Genomic DNA, 16,738 nt, shown 5'->3' with positions numbered 1-16,738 from the left:
GATAGGGATTCTGTTACGGATGCTTTTGGATTTGCCGGCGGGCCGCTTGTTTACGTTATAGCAGGTATAGGTTGCTCAAAAACAGCCAGATCGTCGCACCCGCAGGAAGCCCCGCGGAGGCGTAGCAACGCTACGCCGCACAAGGAGGCTTTTGAGGACGGCGGCGATATGACTGTTTTTCAGCAACCCTTTTACTTCACTTCTACTGTGATTTGTTTCGGGCTCCCCCCCGCCTTCTTCGGCAGAGTGATGGTCAGCACGCCATTGTCGCAGGTTGCATTGACCCTTTCCTGGTCGATACTCTGGGGGAGGGCGAAGCTTCGCTGGAAGGTGCCGTAGGAGCGCTCGATACGGTGGTAGTTCTCCTTCTGCAGGGCTGCATCGTGCCTGCGCTCTCCTCGAAGCACCAGGGTATTCTCTTCGATCTTCACCTCGATGTCCTTCTGCTCTATTCCCGGCAGTTCCGCCTTTATGACTATCGTAGTCTCATTTTCATAGATATCGACGGGAGGGTGCCACATCCCTTCCCGGAGCTCTTCGCCGCTTTCCCTGTTCCAGGCAAGGTCCAGTAGCCGGTTCATCTGTTCCTGCATCGACCTCAGTTCCTGAAATGGATTGTATTTCACGATAGCCATGGTTCCTCCTTGATCATCTCATCTCAATATACCTGCCCAGGCTGCCGAATGCCCCCGGGTAGTGGAAAGATAATGTCATTTTTCATAAAGTCAAGGGGGGAGCGACTTCGGCGTCCGCCATGTCCGCTCCCCCCTTGAACTGTTTCCTGCTATTCGATTGTGTCCCTATATAACCCGCGCCTCGGGGCCTGCTAGATGCGCTTCCCTTTAGGCGCGCTGTGTTTAAGTTTCTTGGAGCCGTCGTATAGCGAATTCTTGGCTATTCCCCGACGCTCCTTTAGATCTTTCTTTGCGTAATCGGTTTCGAGAAGGACTTCTGCTGCATCGGCCAACTGTTGGATTTTTTCCGCTTCTTTGATCATCCGTACCTCTCCTTCTTGGTTAGGGTCAGCTACGATCGGTCAATAACAGCCTTCTTTTCACCCCCCTTCTTTCCTCATAAAATACCAGAATTGTCAGGTTGTGCAAACGCTAAATACCAGCCGGCGGCATGTGTATTTCTCCCTTGCTGAGTGGGGGCGCATGGGGTAAGATGCGCGGGAAAAACTAATTGAAATCAGAAGGTTGATGGGAGATGCCGGTGTTACAGTACAAGGTGGTCGAAGTCGGCAGCGTAACCGAAGACACCCTCGAAGAGGTGCTCAACGAATGGGTGGGGAATGGGTGGACCTTTGACGGCATGCAGTTCGCCATGCGGGAAGCCAGCAAGCGGCCGAGCATGGCGTTCGTCATCTTCACGAGGGAGAGAGAGTAATGACCAAGCGGACTCTGTTTCTCGTGGATGGTTCCTCATATATCTACAGGGCGTATTTCGCCATCCGCCACCTGTCATCACCCCAGGGATTTCCCACCAATGCAGTTTACGGGTTTACCCAGATGCTCCTCAAGGTGATGAAGGACCGCAAGCCGGATCACGTCGCCGTGGTTTTCGACGCAGGCCGCCGCACCTTCCGACAGGAGATCTATCCCGAGTACAAGGCGAACCGTTCCAAGATGCCTGACGACCTGGTGCCCCAGATCGATCCTATCAAGGAGATAGTCAGGGCATTCAACATTCCGGTGCTGGAACTGGAAGGGTATGAGGCGGACGACATAATAGCCACCATTGCCCGTGAATGTGCGGGGGCGGGGATGGATATCGTAGTGGTGACAGGGGACAAGGACCTCATGCAGATCGTCACCGACCGCGTCACGCTCCTGGATACAATGAAAGATAAGGTGTCGGGGATCCGGGAGGTTGTGGAACGGTTCGGAGTGGGGCCTGAACTTGTAATAGACATTCTCGGACTGGCGGGGGACACGTCCGACAACATCCCGGGAGTGCCGGGCATCGGCGAAAAGACGGCGACAAAGCTCATCCAGGAGTTCGGTTCTCTGGATGAGCTGCTGGCAAGGGCTCATGAGGTCAAGGGGAAGGTCGGCGAGAAGCTGCGTGAATACGCGGAGCAGGCACGGCTTTCACGTCGTCTGGCCACTGTGGACTGCAGCGTACCCATCTCCTGCAGCTACGACAGCTACGCCGTAACTCCTCCGGATAACCGGCGGCTGGGCCAGCTCTTTAAGCAGTATGGCTTTACGACTCTGATGAGGGAACTCACCACCGAAGCCACATTTTCCGCGGAAGAATACCGGACTGTTCTGGATGAAGCCGGTTTTGCCGCACTGCTCGCGGAGCTTCAGCGGGTGGCGGAATTCTCCGTGGATATCGAGACGACCAGTCCCAATCCCTTCGCCGCAGAGATCGTAGGTATCTCGCTCGGTCTGGGGGAGCATGCAGCATGGTACGTTCCGGTTTGCCATACGTATCCGGGCTCTCCGCAGCAGCTGCCGCGCGAGCGGGTGTTGGCGGGCCTGCGCCCTCATTTTGCGGATCAGGCGAAGCGCAAGATCGGCCATGATCTCAAATACCAGGGGCAGGTGCTGGAGCGGGCCGGCCTCTCTTTTGAGGGAGACTGCTTCGACACCATGGTCGCCTCCTATCTTATTAACCCGGTCCGCTCGAATCACAGCCTGCAGTCACTCTCGGTTGAACTCCTGGACCACCGGATCGACACATTCGAGGAGGTGACCGGAAAGGGGCGGGACCAGGTCTGCTTCTCGATGGTGGACGTGGAGAGGGGGGCTCGCTACGCATGCGAGGTCGCCGATGCGACACTGCTGCTGTACCGAGAGTTCGCCCCTCGCCTCGCGGAAAGCGGCATGAACAAGCTCTTCTCGGAACTGGAGATGCCCCTCGTGCCTATTCTTTCCGAAATGGAGGCTGCCGGTGTACAGCTCGATCTGCCTCTTCTCGATGAGCTTTCCCGTGGATTCGGAGAGCAGCTCGCGTTTCTTGAGAAGAGGATATTCGGGCTGGCCGGGATTGAATTCAATATCTGCTCTCCCAAGCAGCTCGGGGAGGTGCTTTTCGAGAGGCTGAAGCTGCCTTCCGGGAAGAAGACGAAGATGAAGACCGGGTGGTCCACCGATATCGATGTCCTTACAAAACTCGCGGAAGAGCAGGAAATCGCGCGCCTGATTCTCGAATACAGAAGTGTAGCGAAACTTAAATCTACCTATGCAGATGCATTGGGGAGGCAGGCCGACCCCGAAACCGGAAGAATCCATACCACCTATAATCAGACGGTGACCAACACGGGACGGCTCTCTTCATCCGACCCGAACCTGCAGAACATTCCGATCCGTACGGAGGAGGGGCGTAAGGTCAGGCGGGCTTTCTCCGCCCCTTCCGGGCATCTGCTCCTTTCCGCCGATTACTCGCAGATCGAGTTGCGGGTGCTGGCCCATCTTTCTGAAGACCGTGTCTTCTGTGACTCATTTGCCCGTGACGAGGATATTCATACCCGTACCGCCAGCGAGGCGTTCGATCTCTTTCCGGAGATGGTCACGCCCGAGATGCGCCGTCAGGCGAAGGCGATCAACTTCGGAATCATTTACGGCCAAGGGGCTTTCGGTCTTGCCAGGGAAATCGGGGTTACCCCCAAGGTGGCGAAGGAATTCATAGACAACTACTTTTCACGCCATGCCGGGGCACGTGCATTTCTGGACGGGTGCGTCAGGAGCGCCGAGGAACTGGGGTACGTCACGACTCTGCTGGGGAGGCGGCTGCCGATCCCCGACATCAGGAGTTCCAACGGCAATATCAGGGCGTTCGCCCAGCGAAACGCCGTCAATTACCCGATCCAGGGTTCTGCGGCGGACGTGATCAAGCAGGCGATGGTCAGGGTACATGCGCGGATGGCCCGCGATGGCGTCAGGAGCCGGCTCATCATGCAGGTGCACGACGAACTGGTCTTCGAGGTGCCGGAAGAGGAACGGATGCTTATGGAGCGGCTTGTGCGGCAGGAAATGGAGCATGCGGTAGCGTTGCGCGTGCCGCTAAAGGTGGATGTCAGCTTCGGGAAAAACTGGAGCGAAGCGCACTAGCTGGAACCTGAGTTCTCGGTAAAACCTCGGGGCGGGTCAGGGATCAGAACCCTTTGAATATTCCCAGTCCGAAATGGAACTGCGGGGTCTGCGAACCTCCTTCGTCGGGACTCCACAGATGCATCTCCCTCACCATGACAACCGGGTACCGGTAGGATACTTCCTCCAGTTTCGCAGTTTTCTCCCCTGTAACCTCCCCCACGAGGGATACCGCCATTCCGCGCTTGTAGATGATCGGGTCGAGAAACTTGTCGGTGCGGGCAAGGAAGCGTCCTTCCGACTGTACCCCTTCCTTAGGCCTTCCCGATCGGGACAGTGGGAGTTCCACAACTTCCATCTCCCCTCCGTCTGGGTTGTTGCGGACCGATGCGATGGCGCCTCCCAGGTAGACGTACTTTCCGACGAACCCGCTTGGGTTCTCCCGCAGCGCCGGGAAGGTGACGGTTCTGTCGGATAGCTGAACGGACTCCTTGCTGATGCCGCGGTGAGCACAGCCGGCTGCCAGCAGGGCCAGCATGATGAGAAAGAGCCTCATGTTCCACCCCCTTCGTCACGTTACTGAACATGTTCGCACGTAACAAGCGCAAGTCAAGGCGGCTGTTCTTCGCGTGACTCCCTGTTAAGCCTCCCTTGCCATATCCTTTTTCACCGTAGAGGACAAAGCTGAATCTGCCGGTATAATTAAGGTCAGGAGATGCTGATACAGGAGGCTAACGCGCATGTCACTCGTGAAGACTTGGTACACGGTTTCGGAGGCGGTGGACAAATTCGGGATGTCCGAGCATGACATCCTTCTATGGGTCGAAGAAGGGCTCGTAAGGACCGAGCAGGTGAAGGGGGAGCCATTGCGGGTGAATGGCGATGACCTGGAGCTGCAGGCAGGAGAGATTGCAGGCCCGTGACGGTCCCGTCTCAGTTCAGCCGGTAGGCGAGCAGGACGCCATCCCTGAGGGGGAGCAGCGTTGTGAAGAAATCGGTGCGGCTGAACATGAAGTCGTTGAAGCGGCGGATCCCCTCGCTCTCCTTGTCCCCATCAGGCTCGACTACGCGCCCGTGCCAGAGGGCATTGTCTGCAATTACCAGCGAGCCGGGGGCAAGTCGCGGCAGCATCGCCTCGATGGCATGCGGGTACTGGTACTTGTCGATGTCGATGAACAGGATGTCGATCTCTTCGTATTCCGGTCCTATCCGGAGGGCATCTCCATGCCGCAGCTCAGTGCGGCCGGTCAGTCCCGTCTCTTCGAAAAGCCGTCGTGCGTAGGAGACATTCTGCTCGGCACTGTCGATGAGGACGACCTTGCCGCTGATGCTTATGGCCCTGGCAAACCAATAGGCCGAATATCCGAATCCGGAACCGAGCTCCACTACGAGTTTCGGCTGTCTGATCCTGGTCAGCATGTAGAGCAGTCTTCCGACGAGACGATCTACGATTGGGAACTGCATTTCCCGGGCTCTTTTTTCCATGTCGAGGAGATGCGGATCGTTCTCGGGCACCAGCCCCATCAGGTACTCCTCGATGCGCGGGTCGGTGATCGTGATCATGGTTCCCCCTCTCTCTGTCGGTTGGTATAGAGCGGATATTGTGTAAACTATACCACAAAGGCAGTCTAGCAACAGACCGTCTTGCTATGTCCGGCGTCTGCAGCCGTGCGCCGGCAGGTTTTCCCCCTTCAGAAGGAGGTGTGGATGCCACTGTCGCCGAACCGAACAGAAATCCGGGCCGTGGTCTTCGATTCCTACGGGACCCTCTTCGATCTTTCCTCTGTAGTCGAACTCTGCGGGGAAATTTTCTCCGCTGCGGGGGTCGAGCTTTTCCTCATGTGGCGGCGAAAGCAGCTGCACTATTCATGGCTTCTGTCTCTCATGGACCGTTACGAAGACTTCTGGCAGGTCACCGACCGGGCATTGCGCTTCGCAGTCAAGGCTCTAGATCTTACTCTCGACGACAACGACCGCATCGAGTTGATGGATTCCTACCTGAAGCTAGAGCATTTTCCCGATGTGGGGCAGGCTCTACACGACCTTTCTTCCTTTCAGCTGGCCATTCTCTCAAACGGTACCCCGAAAATGCTGGAAACGGTGGTGGAGCGAAACGGGCTTTCACACGCTTTCGACGCCGTAATCAGCGCCCATTCTGCACGCGCCTACAAGCCGAGTCCCAAGGTTTATCTTCTCGCAGAAGAAAAGCTCGGAATTATCCCATCACACACCCTGTTCGTCTCCTGCCAGTCATTCGATATAAGCGGAGCCAAAGCCTATGGCTTCCGCACCTGCTGGGTCAACAGGACCGGGTCGGAGTGGGACAACATCGGCTATCTCCCGGACATGACGGTGGGGGATATGAGAGAGCTTGTGGAGGTGCTGCGCGTCTAGCAGGCTGTTGAAAAACAGCCATCTCGCCCCCCTCCTCGCAAGCCCCTTCGTGCGGAGTAGCGCTGCTACACCTCCTCGGGGCTTCCTGCGGGTGCGACGACCTGGCTGTTTTTGAACAACCTGAGTATTTCGCCTGCAGGTTGCTGAATAACAGCCACTCTCTCGCCGCTCTCCTGCGGTCCCGCTCTTCTTGAGCTCCCCTGAGCCCTCTAAAAGATGGAAATAGCTTTAACAGTGTTCTATAATGCCGATAGCTATTTCACCGACGTTAGGTACGGGAGGGGGGCAACAATGATCACTTCTCTGCTCGATGGAAACAAACGGTTTGTCGCGGAAACATTCGAGAAGGACCGGGAGTATTTTGAGGCTTTGGCGAAGGATCAGCGGCCGACGGTCCTCTGGATCGGCTGTTCCGACTCCCGGGTGCCGGTGAATACCATAACCGGGACAAAGGCGGGGGAGATATTCGTCCATCGCAACGTCGCGAACATCGTTGCTACCAATGACTGGAATCTGAGCGCCGTCCTCGAATTCTCCATAAACCACCTCAATATCCCCGATATCGTCATCTGCGGCCATTACGGCTGCGGCGGCATTCACGCCCTGGATGCTCCGCACGGCGACGACAAGTATATCCCGGTCTGGCTCATCAATGCCTATAAAGCGAAGGAGCGGGTGGACGAAAAGATTCACGCCCTGCAGATAGAGGTTCCTCAGGAGCAGCGAATGAAGCTTATTGTCGAGGAGAACGTTCGGCTGCAGTTGGAGCATCTTCAGGAATACCCCTTCGTCAAGAAAGCGATGAACGAAAAGATCCTGAACGTCCATGGCTGGGTCTACGACATGTCGACCGGCCAGATCAGGGTGATGAAATCGCACAAGAACCGTTGAGGCGGGGAGCCAGGCCCCTTCTGTACCCCCGCTCCTCGCTGAACTGATGAACCCAGCCGCAACAGGGCATGCTAAGGCCCTGGGTGCGCCCTCCCTGCAGATTCCTCTGTTTTTTCCCAATTACCCGGATTGCCGATTTGAATGACCAGCAACGAGGAGTGGCGGCTGACATTTTTTTGTGAGCACGCTCATTTTGTATTGCAAGAGAATCTTCATGCTGCTATTGTGAGCATGGTCATAATAAGAGGATATTCATGCGCATAAGCGAAGAAGCGAAAAAAGAAAGCCGCGCCCGCATCCTGGAGAAGGCGGCTGAGCTTTTCTTGGGCAAAGGCTTTAGCGATACCACCACCCGGGACATCGCGGTTGCTGCGGGACTGGCCGCCGGGACAATGTTCAATTACTTCCCGAGCAAGGAAACACTCGGGATGACGATGGTTGCCGACGCCTTGAGCCAGGGGGCAGAGGATTTCCGGCAACGTCGTACCGGTGAGGAGGACCTGACGGAGGAGCTTTTTCTGTTCGTAGCTTCGGGCCTTCGGCGGCTTCGCCCGTTGCGTCCCTTTCTCGGCCCGGTTCTGGAGCGCTCTCTTAGTCCATTCCCCCGGAAGGCGGTCTGTCCCGAGGGTGAGACGGCGCGGCAGAGGCATCTGGAAACTGTGCAGGAGATTATAGGCCGGCACGGGTTCACCGAAGCACCGGACCACGTCGCAATGACCATCTACTGGTCATTATATCTGGGCATTCTCGCATTTTGGACGAGCGATGAATCTCCGAACCAGGAAGAGAGCCGAAGTGTCATCGACTATTCTCTCCGTCTTTTCGTGCGGGTGATTTCCGGCGGGGGGGAAACAGGAGGAGGCGAACATGCAGTGTGAGAGCCCTTCGGCAAAGGATCGCCACGAGATGCGGATGCTGCTCGACATTCTGCCTAAGGACCGGATAGCAGATCCTACGGGTGTGAGGCTGGCGGAGCTTGTTAGCTCCGTCTCGAACAAAAAGGTGCCGGTCAGTTCCTTTCCCCGCATCTGGAGCCTCGGTACTCTCCACGCCCGGATCACTCTCGGATACCTGGCTTACTGGCTGCGCAGCCGTTTCGCCAGTGCCGGCGAGAAACAGAGGCTGCGGAACGAGGTGCATCTGGCGGCGGCTCTGCAGCTGGTCGGCACTATGGGGTACCTTCGCGGAGCAGTCATGAAGGTCGGCCAGATGCTCGCGAACCTGCCCGAGGTATTGCCGGAGGAGTTTGCAGAGACGTTGTCGTTTCTGCACTTCCAGGCTCCCCCCATGCACTTCGCCATGGTGCGCGAGGTTTTTCTGGACGAGTTCGGCCGCGAACCGGAGGAAGTATACTCCTCCTTTGATCGGCAAGCCTTTGCTGCTGCCTCTCTGGGGCAGGTGCATCGCGCACGGCTCAAGAGCGGCGAGGAGGTCGCAGTAAAGATCCAGTACCCGGGTATTGCCCGGACCATCACGACCGATATGCTCAACCTCCGCATGCTCCTTCAACCGATACGGGTGAGCGAAGACTGGTCGAACCTGCTCGATAAGCTGGCAGACATCGAACAGATGCTCCTCATGGAGACGGATTATGTGCAGGAGGCCCGTTTCATTGCACAGGCCCGCGACTTGTTCTCCCCCGACGACGGGGTCGTTATACCCCGGGTGTATAAGGATTACTCCACCGGGCGTGTACTCACCACCGAATACCTTCCCGGCCTTCACCTCAACGATTTCCTCGCCTCCAAACCCGACCAGAGCTTGAGGGACCGCTACACACATTTGCTGACGGCGGCCACGATGCGCCTTTTGTACCGGTCGCACTGGCTTCTGGCCGACCCCAATCCGGGCAATTTCATCTTCATGGAGGGAGGGCGACTGGGGATTATCGATTTCGGCTGCACCCGTGCCATCACGGACGAGGAATGGTCCCTTCAGCACGAAGTCGAGAATGCAGTACTGAAGCGGGATGAACCGGAAATGGAGCGGCTTGTCGTCAAGGCTTCTCTCTACGATACTGCTGAACAGATGGGGGCGGAGCGCCTGGAAGTGGTGGGGCGTGCGATACGGTGGCAGATGGAACCGTGGCTGACGGAGGGACTATTCGATTTCGGGGACAGAGACTTTTTCCGCCGCGGAATGGAGGCGCTGATGGATGTCACCCGCAAACGCTGCACCCGGGGGATGCCGGTCCATATCTGGAGCACCCGCTTCATTCTTGGAGCGAGAGCTATCGTCTACCGGCTGAAGGGACGCTGCGATTTCAGAAAGATCTATGAACAGGAATCTGCGATACAGATTGCGGCAGTCAATCCATCGGAGGAATCATGAAGGTTTTGCTAATCCAGCCACCAAGTCATGACCCCTTTTCAGACCGGATATTCCTGTTCGAACCGCTCGCTCTCGAGTACTTGGCCGCAGGTCTCAAGACGGATGGACATGAGGTGGAGATCGTTGATGCCCGGCTGGAGCCGGACCTGGAAGGCGCGTTCAGAAGGTTTCGTCCCGGCGTTGTCGGGCTCACCGGCTTCACCAGTCATGTCAACATCATCAAATCCATTGCTGCGCGACTGAAGGAATCGGGTCCAGAGACGCTTATCGTCGTTGGAGGCCATCATGCGACAGTAGCCCCTGCAGACTTCAACGCAAGCGCCATCGACATAGTAGTAATCGGCGAAGGGGTTTTCACTCTCCGGGAAATAGTCGGGGCGTTAGAGACGAAGAGCCGCATGCAGTGTATTCGCGGCATCGCCATACCCTCGCCGGAGGGTATGCTTTTCACAGAGCCTCGTCCTTATACCGATCTCAACGAGCTCCCTTTCCCGGACCGCTCCCTTACTACCCGATACCGGATGAACTATTTCAGTGAATGGTTCAAGCCGCTTGCCTCCGTCCGTACCTCTCTCGGGTGTACCGCACGCTGCAACTTCTGCGCACTCTGGGGGATTACCGGCGGGAAGTATTTGCGCCGCGACCCGGTATCCGTAGTGGAAGAGCTGAAATCGGTCGCGGAGCCGAACGTTTTTTTCTGCGATGACGAGTCGATGTGCGACGTGAAGCGGATGGAGAGGCTGGCAGACCTGATCCGGGAGGCAGGTATCAGGAAGAGGTACTTTCTCTATGGCCGGGTCGACACCATTGTACAGAATCCTCAGCTGTTCGCGAAGTGGGCGCAAATCGGGTTGTCGCAGGTTTTCGTGGGGATGGAGGATTTTTCCGATGCACGGCTTCGGGCGATGAACAAAGAAACGACGACAGCTCAGCAGGAGAGAGCTGTGAAGATTCTCGATGACTTGGGAGTCATGATGTATGCGTCCTACATGGTCGACCCTGCATATACCCACGAAGATTTCCGGGGGATGCTCGCTCATGTGCGAAGGTTGAAGCACAAATACGCGACCTTCACCGTAATGACCCCGCTCCCGGGGACCGAGCTGCATGCGGCGCGGGAAGATGAGCTTCTCTCCCGCAAACCGGAACTTTACGACATGGTCCATGCCCTTCTTCCCACTACACTGCCCCTTCCGGAGTTCTACGCCGAGTTCGCGAACCTGTGGGTAAAGGCGGTACCGTTCCACCGGACGCTGATGACGCTCTTCCGGTTCGGACTCCGCGGCATGCTGACCCGGATCAAGCTTTTTGGCCGCTTCCTCGAAAAGACCCGCAGGGCGCATCTCGATTACTGAAAGGAGACGAGAGCGGTGAAGGAAAGGGAGCGATTCGGCTGATTCGCTGGATAGAATCAGGGGCGCTCTGAAACAGATGTTGGGCTAAAAGATTCTATATGTCAGAGCAGTTAAACCATTTAATTATGTATCTAGTTTAATGCATTTAGAAAAAAATTTCATTTTCTTGAACGTATTGCTTATGTTGCTAATTTAAAAATCAATATATTCAACATACCAAACCTAGCTAATAAAAAAATAATTGTTGATTTTTTATGTGGTGTGCTAATAAAGACAGGCAAATTAGTAAATACATGACAAAATAATTTTATCAACACCATGCTTCTCTTGCTCAATCTTGTTCTCGTGGTTGCCAACGCATATCCTGCCGACACATCAGCCAACGAAGGGGCCAAGGAAACTGATGTCTGCCTATAAAAGCCGAGTAGCCGAAAGCAGTGGAAAGGGTAAAATCCTGCCGACGGTTACGCTTAGACAGGAAGTTCGCTTTCTATGACGGCTCCAGGGCGACGTTGCTATCGATGACGGACCCTTTGCGAGGCTGGGGGTGAGTCTCGTCTGGTAGGTGAGGGATTCAACGTGGCGTTGACGGTTACATGCGTACGGAAACGGATAGTGTTATCAATGGTGGCGTCTCGCCCCGATTAAAGGAGGAATCATGAAGAAACTGCTGCTACCCCTCATCCTTCTGCTCTTGCTTCCGGCTGTGGCTCTTGCCGAGTTCTACGGTTCCACAGGCTCCAACAAGTACCACTTCAAGGAGTGCCGATGGACCAAGCGGATCGCCAAGGAGAACCTGGTTACATTCAGGGCATCGGTGGAGGCGGGGAAGGCGGGCTATGTGCCGTGCGAGACGTGCAAGCCGCCGATGCCGGAGAGGCGTCCGGCTCTCCCTGACAGTAAGGAGAAGAAGGGAAACTGACGACCCGCCCGAGGCGCCCGGTACCCTGCATTTTTTACCCTTGACCCGTCTATCGGTTCACAGTGTAGCGTTGTCTCTGTCACGGCCATGACAAACTTCAAACAAGGAGAAAGGCTATGAAAGGGACAGTGACGGTTGAGGAGTGGGTTGCCCGTTTTAGGGCGATAGGGCTGGATGACGCGGCGATGCAGAAGTGGCACAACCTGTTCGAGAGTGAGAATCCCGCCGGGCATCAGAGCTTTCTGGAGTGGCTCGGGCTTCCGGACGAGAGGATCGCGGAGATCCGCTCCAAGTAGGCATGACTAGGTGCGCCCCCGGCAGAAAACACCGGGGGCACTTCCTTCATCGAGGAATGAAAATGTACAAGATTTCCCAAATCGCACACGAGTTCGGGCTTTCCCGCAGCACGCTTCTCTACTATGACCGCATCGGGCTTCTCAACCCGTCAGCCCGGACCGACGCGAGCTACCGTCTTTACTCCCCCTCCGATCGCGAGAGACTCTCCGCAATTTGCACTTTCCGTGAGGCGGGGCTGGGGATCGAGGATATCAGGTCGATTCTAGCTTCGGCGAGTGATGATACTGCCATGGTTCTCCGGCGTCGCCTGCACGAGGTGGGAGAGGAGATACGGGCCTTGCAAACCAAGCAGCGGCTGCTGGCGGGGATGCTGAAGCTGAAGCGTAAGGGAGGGCCGGCATCGACTGTGGACAAAGTGATGTTCGTGGAGATGCTGCGTGCTGCCGGAATGGACGATAATGCCATGAAGCAGCTTCACTCCGAGTTCGAGAGGCGCGCTCCCGAAGCCCACCATCAGTTTCTGCTTTCCCTTGGGATTTCTGAGAAAGAGACGCTCCTGATACGTAAATGGTCTGCCGATCATGGGGAAGAATGTTGATCGGCTATTTCTACACATCTATGAAGCTGTGCGCCAGGGATCAGGGTGCACGGCAGGGACAAAGAGGGAGTTGTCGATGCTGCCGGCGCTGCCGGCGCATCCGCATGTGGAACAGATGACTATGATTAATTATGACAACCGATATTTCAGATCCATCTTGAATTCTAACAACGGCGAAGTAGGTGACGAGACGGTTTTTCACTACCGGCAGGAGGGAGATTTGGTCTGGGCTACCTACCGCGGCGGACAGGTCCGGTTTGGGACCCTTGTTGCAAAAGTCGGTTGTGACGGTTCTCTCGACATGCGGTATCAGCACCTTAACGAGCATGACGAGCTCATGACCGGAATTTGCCGTTCCACGCCGGAGCGGTTGCCCGACGGCCGTCTCCGCCTGCATGAGAAGTGGCGATGGACCTGCCGGGACGGCGGCTGAACCTGGAGGTTCTTCATACCATGGGCATCAGGGTTTAAGCTGACAACGCTCGTCGAATAACAGATGCATACTCAGCACGGGAGAGGGGAAGACATGTGTCAATTCTGCCTTAAGCATGGCGAAGGTGAAAAATGGTACCTGCAGGCGAAGAACTACTCGGAGGACCTGCTGAGCGATCTTCGCCGGCTCAAATTCCTTGAGATGTTTGCCGATCCGCAGGCCCGGGAGCGGGAATTCCGGAAGGCGAACGACGGGTTTGGCAGGTTGAAGAAGATGCCGTGGCTTATCAGAACCCTCTTCAGTCGTATCATAACCAATAAGATGAAGAAGATGCACTTCGGGCAGGTTGTTCCCCTGGAAGACATCGAAAGGATATTCGAATTTACCAACTCCATCGTCCGCGTCTCCTGCGTCTGCCGTGAATCCACGCTGGGCAAGGAGAAACGTTACTGCTACGGTGTGAGCCTCGGCCCCAATGGCGGGAAACTCAAGGAAATATTCCAGGCGCTGGAGGAGAAGTTTACCGGTGGAGTCGACGATGCCCGCTTCGAAATGCTCACTAAAGAGGAGGCTCTGGCCGCACTCCGGGCCCATGAGCTCGAAGGCCTCTGCCACACCGTCTGGACTTTCCAGACTCCCTTCATCGGCGGTATCTGCAACTGCGACCGGACCGACTGCTTCGCCATGCGCTCCACGGTGACCCATGATGTACCGGTGATGTTCCGCGCCGAGTACATAGCGGCGATCGATCCGGAAGCCTGCAACGGCTGCCGGCAGTGCATGCGCCTTTGTCAGTTCGGGGCGCTAAGCTACAGCGCTTCCGACAAAAAGGTCATTGTCGATCAAACTTTCTGCTACGGCTGCGGAATCTGCCGTTCGGCATGCAATGCCAAAGCGATCCGGCTCCTGGACCGCGCCGATTCGCCGGTGGCGGCCAACGTGTGGTAGAGGTTTCACCTTGACGCACTCCTTCCTGCGCTGTATTTTAATCGACGCTAATCTACGGGTGTTGCATTAATTGCTGCGAGAACAGGAGCGCGACAAATGAAACAACCGATCTATTTCATCCTCGGCTTCTCGGTTCTGGTCTGCGGGTTCGTGCTGATCGCCGCATACAGCCTGCTTCCTGTCGGGCTTCTGGTTACCGCCCTCGGTGTCATCCTGATGGTCCACTGGAACACCGTCAACTACCGGTGGGTCTGCGACGAGTGCGGCGAGGAGTTCGAGATCAACATGTGGCAGAATTTCACGGGTCCTAACGGCGGAGTCAACGTCAAGTACCTCTGCTGCCCGAAATGCCGAAGACGCCGTTGGTGCAGGGGTAAGTGAATATGTGGGATCAGCGGTACGCTACGGCGGAGTATGTATACGGAACCGAGCCTAATGCGTTCCTCGTCGAGGTAAGGGACTCGATACCTCAGGGGCGTGTCCTGTGCCTTGCAGAAGGGGAGGGGAGAAACGCCGTGTATCTCGCAAGGCGTGGATGCAGTGTTCTCGCTGTGGACTCCTCACCGGTGGGGCTTGCCAAGGCGGAGAGGCTGGCCGTGGAACATGGCGTGAAGATAGAGACGGTCTGTGCCGATTTGGCCGCATTCGATCCGGGGGAAGGGCAGTGGGATGCGGTAGTCTCCATTTTCTGCCACCTGCCGCAGCACCTGCGAAGGGAGCTTCACCGGAAGGTCGTGAAGGGACTACGTTCCGGCGGTGTGTTCGTCCTTGAAGGATATACCCCTGCGCAACTGAAGCTCCGCACGGGCGGGCCGCCAACCGAAGATATGATGATGACCCTGGCTGATCTGAAAGAAGAGCTCGCTGAATTGCAGTTCGAGCATGGGACTGAACTGGAACGGGAAGTCGTTGAGGGGACGCTGCATACGGGCAGAGGCGCGGTTGTACAGGTGCTGGCGCGAAAGCCATAGAGCGAAGTTCGTGGCTGAGTTCTGCCGGAAGCTGGATCTTCGGATGCTATTGAACAAATGTACTGGAGGGAAGGTCATGAAAAGAATAGCCGTAGTTTTGATCCACATCCTGCTTCTCGCAACGCCGGCATTCGCCGAGCTGACGAAGATCGCCGACAACGTCTATTCCTACGTCGGGGTGAAGGACGCTTCTCCAGCGACCAGCTTCGCCGCCAACGCCGGGATTGTCATAGGTCGTGACGGCATCCTAGTCGTCGATACCCTCATCTCCGCAAAGGAAGCGCAGCGGTTCCTGGCCGACATCAGGAAGGTTTCGGACAAGCCGATCAAATATGTCGTCAATACCCACACCCACCTCGATCACGCGTTCGGCAACTGCGTCTTCTCCAAGATTGGGGCTACCGTCATATCCCACTCCGCCGACCGCGTGCTCCTGCAAAAGGTCGGGGAAGCGACATTGAATAATGCTGCGGCTTTCGGGCTGAAGCCGGAGGATATGGCGGGGACCCAGATCGTTCTCCCTACGCTTGCCTTCAGCGACCGGCTTTTGGTCGATCTGGGAGGAGAGACGGTGGAACTCATCCGCACCGCTCCGTCCCACACCGAGGGGAGCGCAATAGTCTACCTGCCGGCAAAGAAGCTCCTGTTCAGCGGCGATATTCTCTTCACCGATTTTCACCCTTTCCTGGCCGACGGGGACTTTACAGGTTGGAACAAGGCTCTGGATGCGATTCTGGAAATGGAAGTGGAAAAGATCATCCCCGGTCACGGCCCGCTATCTACGAAGAATGACGTGCGTGACATGAAGGAGTACCTTGCGCTGTTCGATGCCAAGGCGCGGGAACTCACTGCAGGCGGCTCAGGGGACGCGGAGGCGATTGCCGCGAGCCTAAAGCAGATCCTCCCGAAGCGATCCCAGGCTGACTGGATGATAGGCTTCAACCTGAAGAGCCGGTATCTGCGGAAGCAGCAACTCGGGGGGGAATGACCGATCATCCGGTGACTGTCGCATGGCCATTACTGAAGGGGCGGCAGATGAACTGCGCGGATGCCGCAGGGTGCAGGCCAGCTGACGGACTGGCGCTTATGGTACGGCGGCCACCTTGACGACTATTTTGTGGATCTGCTCCGGAGAGATCAAGGGCATGTGTGCATCTTCCGGAAAGAAGATTGCGAACGCTCCGCTTCGAGTTGCCACCCACGCATCCGCTTCGTCGGCAAAGAACTGGATATCCTTCTCTTCATCGTATCCTTGTGTCGGCTGCTTGCATGACGACTTCGGCTTCCAGCCCATCGTATCCGTACCTTCCAGGATGAACTGGATGTCGATGTACTTCTCGTGGGTTTCGAGCAAGGCATCTTCCTTTTTGCGACCCATGTCCCGGGCGACCATCGCAAATACCCGGTTCCCCTCTATCTCGTACTTCCCCACCGGCAGTTCCTTCAGGTCCGAGTTCCTGAGAAAGTCGAATGCTTTAGCAAACAGCGGGTTGATGGTGGAGTAGCGTGCGGCGTTCTCAAGGATGTCTAAGATCATGTCTGTTCCTTTGCTGATGTT

At 56.4% G+C, this 16,738-nt stretch carries 21 protein-coding genes; 16 read left to right on the top strand and 5 right to left on the bottom strand.

Annotated features, from left to right (window positions below; genetic code table 11):
- Positions 1-191: 191 nt before the first annotated feature.
- A complete protein-coding gene (locus CFB04_RS10850) occupies positions 192-635 on the bottom strand; it encodes an Hsp20/alpha crystallin family protein (protein ID WP_088535286.1) in 444 nt (147 codons plus the stop codon).
- A gap of 191 nt (positions 636-826) precedes the next feature.
- Positions 827-997: a hypothetical protein gene (locus CFB04_RS18090; protein ID WP_088535285.1), complete on the bottom strand. Its 171-nt coding sequence runs from the start codon at positions 995-997 to the stop codon at positions 827-829.
- Positions 998-1,209: 212 nt separating this feature from the next.
- Here CFB04_RS18090 and CFB04_RS10840 point away from each other — a divergent pair, with 212 nt between their 5' ends.
- Together CFB04_RS10840 and polA are read left to right on the top strand one after the other, a co-directional pair.
- Complete coding sequence (locus tag CFB04_RS10840; RefSeq protein ID WP_369833132.1) at positions 1,210-1,389, top strand: DUF4177 domain-containing protein; 180 nt, start codon at positions 1,210-1,212, stop codon at positions 1,387-1,389.
- Positions 1,389-4,061 carry a DNA polymerase I gene (gene polA / locus CFB04_RS10835; protein ID WP_088535284.1) on the top strand — a complete coding sequence of 891 codons (2,673 nt, stop codon included), beginning with the start codon at positions 1,389-1,391 and terminating at the stop codon, positions 4,059-4,061. Before CFB04_RS10840 ends, polA begins: the two co-directional genes overlap by 1 nt.
- 43 nt (positions 4,062-4,104) lie before the next feature.
- On the opposite strand, the gene CFB04_RS10830 is transcribed toward polA, so the two are convergent.
- Positions 4,105-4,596 (bottom strand): Slp family lipoprotein, encoded by a 492-nt coding sequence (locus CFB04_RS10830; RefSeq protein ID WP_088535283.1) that lies wholly within the window; start codon positions 4,594-4,596, stop codon positions 4,105-4,107.
- Positions 4,597-4,780: 184 nt separating this feature from the next.
- On the opposite strand from CFB04_RS10830, the gene CFB04_RS10825 reads away from it, so the two are divergent.
- On the top strand, positions 4,781-4,963 hold the full coding sequence (locus tag CFB04_RS10825) for a MerR family transcriptional regulator (RefSeq protein WP_088535282.1): 183 nt from the start codon (positions 4,781-4,783) through the stop codon (positions 4,961-4,963).
- A gap of 10 nt (positions 4,964-4,973) precedes the next feature.
- Here CFB04_RS10825 and CFB04_RS10820 read toward each other — a convergent pair whose 3' ends face one another.
- Positions 4,974-5,603, bottom strand: coding sequence for an O-methyltransferase (locus CFB04_RS10820; RefSeq protein ID WP_088535281.1), 630 nt, complete (start codon positions 5,601-5,603; stop codon positions 4,974-4,976).
- 144 nt (positions 5,604-5,747) lie between these two features.
- Here CFB04_RS10820 and CFB04_RS10815 point away from each other — a divergent pair, with 144 nt between their 5' ends.
- The 13 genes from CFB04_RS10815 (at position 5,748) to CFB04_RS10755 (ending at position 16,168) form a co-directional block, all read left to right on the top strand.
- Positions 5,748-6,434, top strand: coding sequence for a haloacid dehalogenase type II (locus CFB04_RS10815; RefSeq protein ID WP_088535280.1), 687 nt, complete (start codon positions 5,748-5,750; stop codon positions 6,432-6,434).
- Positions 6,435-6,725: 291 nt separating this feature from the next.
- Complete coding sequence (locus CFB04_RS10810) at positions 6,726-7,325, top strand: carbonic anhydrase (protein WP_088535279.1); 600 nt, start codon at positions 6,726-6,728, stop codon at positions 7,323-7,325.
- Positions 7,326-7,579: 254 nt separating this feature from the next.
- A complete protein-coding gene (locus CFB04_RS10805) occupies positions 7,580-8,203 on the top strand; it encodes a TetR/AcrR family transcriptional regulator (RefSeq protein ID WP_088535278.1) in 624 nt (207 codons plus the stop codon).
- On the top strand, positions 8,193-9,656 hold the full coding sequence (locus tag CFB04_RS10800) for an AarF/ABC1/UbiB kinase family protein (protein ID WP_088535277.1): 1,464 nt from the start codon (positions 8,193-8,195) through the stop codon (positions 9,654-9,656). Before CFB04_RS10805 ends, CFB04_RS10800 begins: the two co-directional genes overlap by 11 nt.
- On the top strand, positions 9,653-11,011 hold the full coding sequence (locus CFB04_RS10795) for a radical SAM protein (RefSeq protein ID WP_088535276.1): 1,359 nt from the start codon (positions 9,653-9,655) through the stop codon (positions 11,009-11,011). The genes CFB04_RS10800 and CFB04_RS10795 overlap by 4 nt, the downstream gene beginning before the upstream one ends.
- Positions 11,012-11,669: 658 nt before the next feature.
- Positions 11,670-11,933: an Ada metal-binding domain-containing protein gene (locus CFB04_RS10790; RefSeq protein WP_088535275.1), complete on the top strand. Its 264-nt coding sequence runs from the start codon at positions 11,670-11,672 to the stop codon at positions 11,931-11,933.
- A 116-nt stretch (positions 11,934-12,049) separates the two neighbouring features.
- On the top strand, positions 12,050-12,229 hold the full coding sequence (locus CFB04_RS10785) for a hypothetical protein (protein WP_088535274.1): 180 nt from the start codon (positions 12,050-12,052) through the stop codon (positions 12,227-12,229).
- Positions 12,230-12,291: 62 nt separating this feature from the next.
- The gene (locus CFB04_RS10780) at positions 12,292-12,828 is read left to right on the top strand and encodes a MerR family transcriptional regulator (protein ID WP_088535273.1); all 537 of its coding nucleotides are present in this window, start codon (positions 12,292-12,294) and stop codon (positions 12,826-12,828) included.
- Between the two features lie 115 nt (positions 12,829-12,943).
- Positions 12,944-13,261 carry a n-acetylglutamate synthase gene (locus CFB04_RS10775; RefSeq protein ID WP_088536789.1) on the top strand — a complete coding sequence of 106 codons (318 nt, stop codon included), beginning with the start codon at positions 12,944-12,946 and terminating at the stop codon, positions 13,259-13,261.
- 93 nt (positions 13,262-13,354) lie between these two features.
- The gene (locus CFB04_RS10770) at positions 13,355-14,209 is read left to right on the top strand and encodes a 4Fe-4S binding protein (protein ID WP_088535272.1); all 855 of its coding nucleotides are present in this window, start codon (positions 13,355-13,357) and stop codon (positions 14,207-14,209) included.
- A 96-nt stretch (positions 14,210-14,305) separates the two neighbouring features.
- Positions 14,306-14,590, top strand: coding sequence for a hypothetical protein (locus CFB04_RS10765; RefSeq protein WP_088535271.1), 285 nt, complete (start codon positions 14,306-14,308; stop codon positions 14,588-14,590).
- 2 nt (positions 14,591-14,592) lie between these two features.
- Positions 14,593-15,180 carry a cyclopropane-fatty-acyl-phospholipid synthase family protein gene (locus tag CFB04_RS10760; RefSeq protein ID WP_088535270.1) on the top strand — a complete coding sequence of 196 codons (588 nt, stop codon included), beginning with the start codon at positions 14,593-14,595 and terminating at the stop codon, positions 15,178-15,180.
- 76 nt (positions 15,181-15,256) lie between these two features.
- Positions 15,257-16,168, top strand: a complete 912-nt coding sequence (locus CFB04_RS10755) for an MBL fold metallo-hydrolase (RefSeq protein ID WP_088535269.1) — start codon at positions 15,257-15,259, stop codon at positions 16,166-16,168.
- 96 nt (positions 16,169-16,264) lie between these two features.
- Here CFB04_RS10755 and CFB04_RS10750 read toward each other — a convergent pair whose 3' ends face one another.
- Positions 16,265-16,717, bottom strand: a complete 453-nt coding sequence (locus CFB04_RS10750; RefSeq protein ID WP_088535268.1) for a YhcH/YjgK/YiaL family protein — start codon at positions 16,715-16,717, stop codon at positions 16,265-16,267.
- Between the last annotated feature and the right edge of the window lie 21 nt (positions 16,718-16,738).

The organism is Geobacter sp. DSM 9736 (genome assembly GCF_900187405.1).
Taxonomy (GTDB): domain Bacteria; phylum Desulfobacterota; class Desulfuromonadia; order Geobacterales; family Geobacteraceae; genus DSM-9736.
This window is presented reverse-complemented; position numbering and strand designations above follow the sequence as displayed.

Coding starts and splice junctions, on each gene's coding strand:
- polA (WP_088535284.1), top strand. CDS start 1,389: ATGACCAAGCGGACTCTGTTTCTCGTGGATGGTTCCTCATATATCTAC.
- CFB04_RS10820 (WP_088535281.1), bottom strand. CDS start 5,603: ATGATCACGATCACCGACCCGCGCATCGAGGAGTACCTGATGGGGCTG.
- CFB04_RS10810 (WP_088535279.1), top strand. CDS start 6,726: ATGATCACTTCTCTGCTCGATGGAAACAAACGGTTTGTCGCGGAAACA.
- CFB04_RS10850 (WP_088535286.1), bottom strand. CDS start 635: ATGGCTATCGTGAAATACAATCCATTTCAGGAACTGAGGTCGATGCAG.
- CFB04_RS10765 (WP_088535271.1), top strand. CDS start 14,306: ATGAAACAACCGATCTATTTCATCCTCGGCTTCTCGGTTCTGGTCTGC.
- CFB04_RS10755 (WP_088535269.1), top strand. CDS start 15,257: ATGAAAAGAATAGCCGTAGTTTTGATCCACATCCTGCTTCTCGCAACG.
- CFB04_RS10770 (WP_088535272.1), top strand. CDS start 13,355: ATGTGTCAATTCTGCCTTAAGCATGGCGAAGGTGAAAAATGGTACCTG.
- CFB04_RS10785 (WP_088535274.1), top strand. CDS start 12,050: ATGAAAGGGACAGTGACGGTTGAGGAGTGGGTTGCCCGTTTTAGGGCG.
- CFB04_RS18090 (WP_088535285.1), bottom strand. CDS start 997: ATGATCAAAGAAGCGGAAAAAATCCAACAGTTGGCCGATGCAGCAGAA.
- CFB04_RS10760 (WP_088535270.1), top strand. CDS start 14,593: ATGTGGGATCAGCGGTACGCTACGGCGGAGTATGTATACGGAACCGAG.
- CFB04_RS10750 (WP_088535268.1), bottom strand. CDS start 16,717: ATGATCTTAGACATCCTTGAGAACGCCGCACGCTACTCCACCATCAAC.
- CFB04_RS10815 (WP_088535280.1), top strand. CDS start 5,748: ATGCCACTGTCGCCGAACCGAACAGAAATCCGGGCCGTGGTCTTCGAT.
- CFB04_RS10775 (WP_088536789.1), top strand. CDS start 12,944: ATGACTATGATTAATTATGACAACCGATATTTCAGATCCATCTTGAAT.
- CFB04_RS10840 (WP_369833132.1), top strand. CDS start 1,210: ATGCCGGTGTTACAGTACAAGGTGGTCGAAGTCGGCAGCGTAACCGAA.
- CFB04_RS10790 (WP_088535275.1), top strand. CDS start 11,670: ATGAAGAAACTGCTGCTACCCCTCATCCTTCTGCTCTTGCTTCCGGCT.
- CFB04_RS10830 (WP_088535283.1), bottom strand. CDS start 4,596: ATGAGGCTCTTTCTCATCATGCTGGCCCTGCTGGCAGCCGGCTGTGCT.
- CFB04_RS10780 (WP_088535273.1), top strand. CDS start 12,292: ATGTACAAGATTTCCCAAATCGCACACGAGTTCGGGCTTTCCCGCAGC.
- CFB04_RS10805 (WP_088535278.1), top strand. CDS start 7,580: ATGCGCATAAGCGAAGAAGCGAAAAAAGAAAGCCGCGCCCGCATCCTG.
- CFB04_RS10825 (WP_088535282.1), top strand. CDS start 4,781: ATGTCACTCGTGAAGACTTGGTACACGGTTTCGGAGGCGGTGGACAAA.
- CFB04_RS10795 (WP_088535276.1), top strand. CDS start 9,653: ATGAAGGTTTTGCTAATCCAGCCACCAAGTCATGACCCCTTTTCAGAC.
- CFB04_RS10800 (WP_088535277.1), top strand. CDS start 8,193: ATGCAGTGTGAGAGCCCTTCGGCAAAGGATCGCCACGAGATGCGGATG.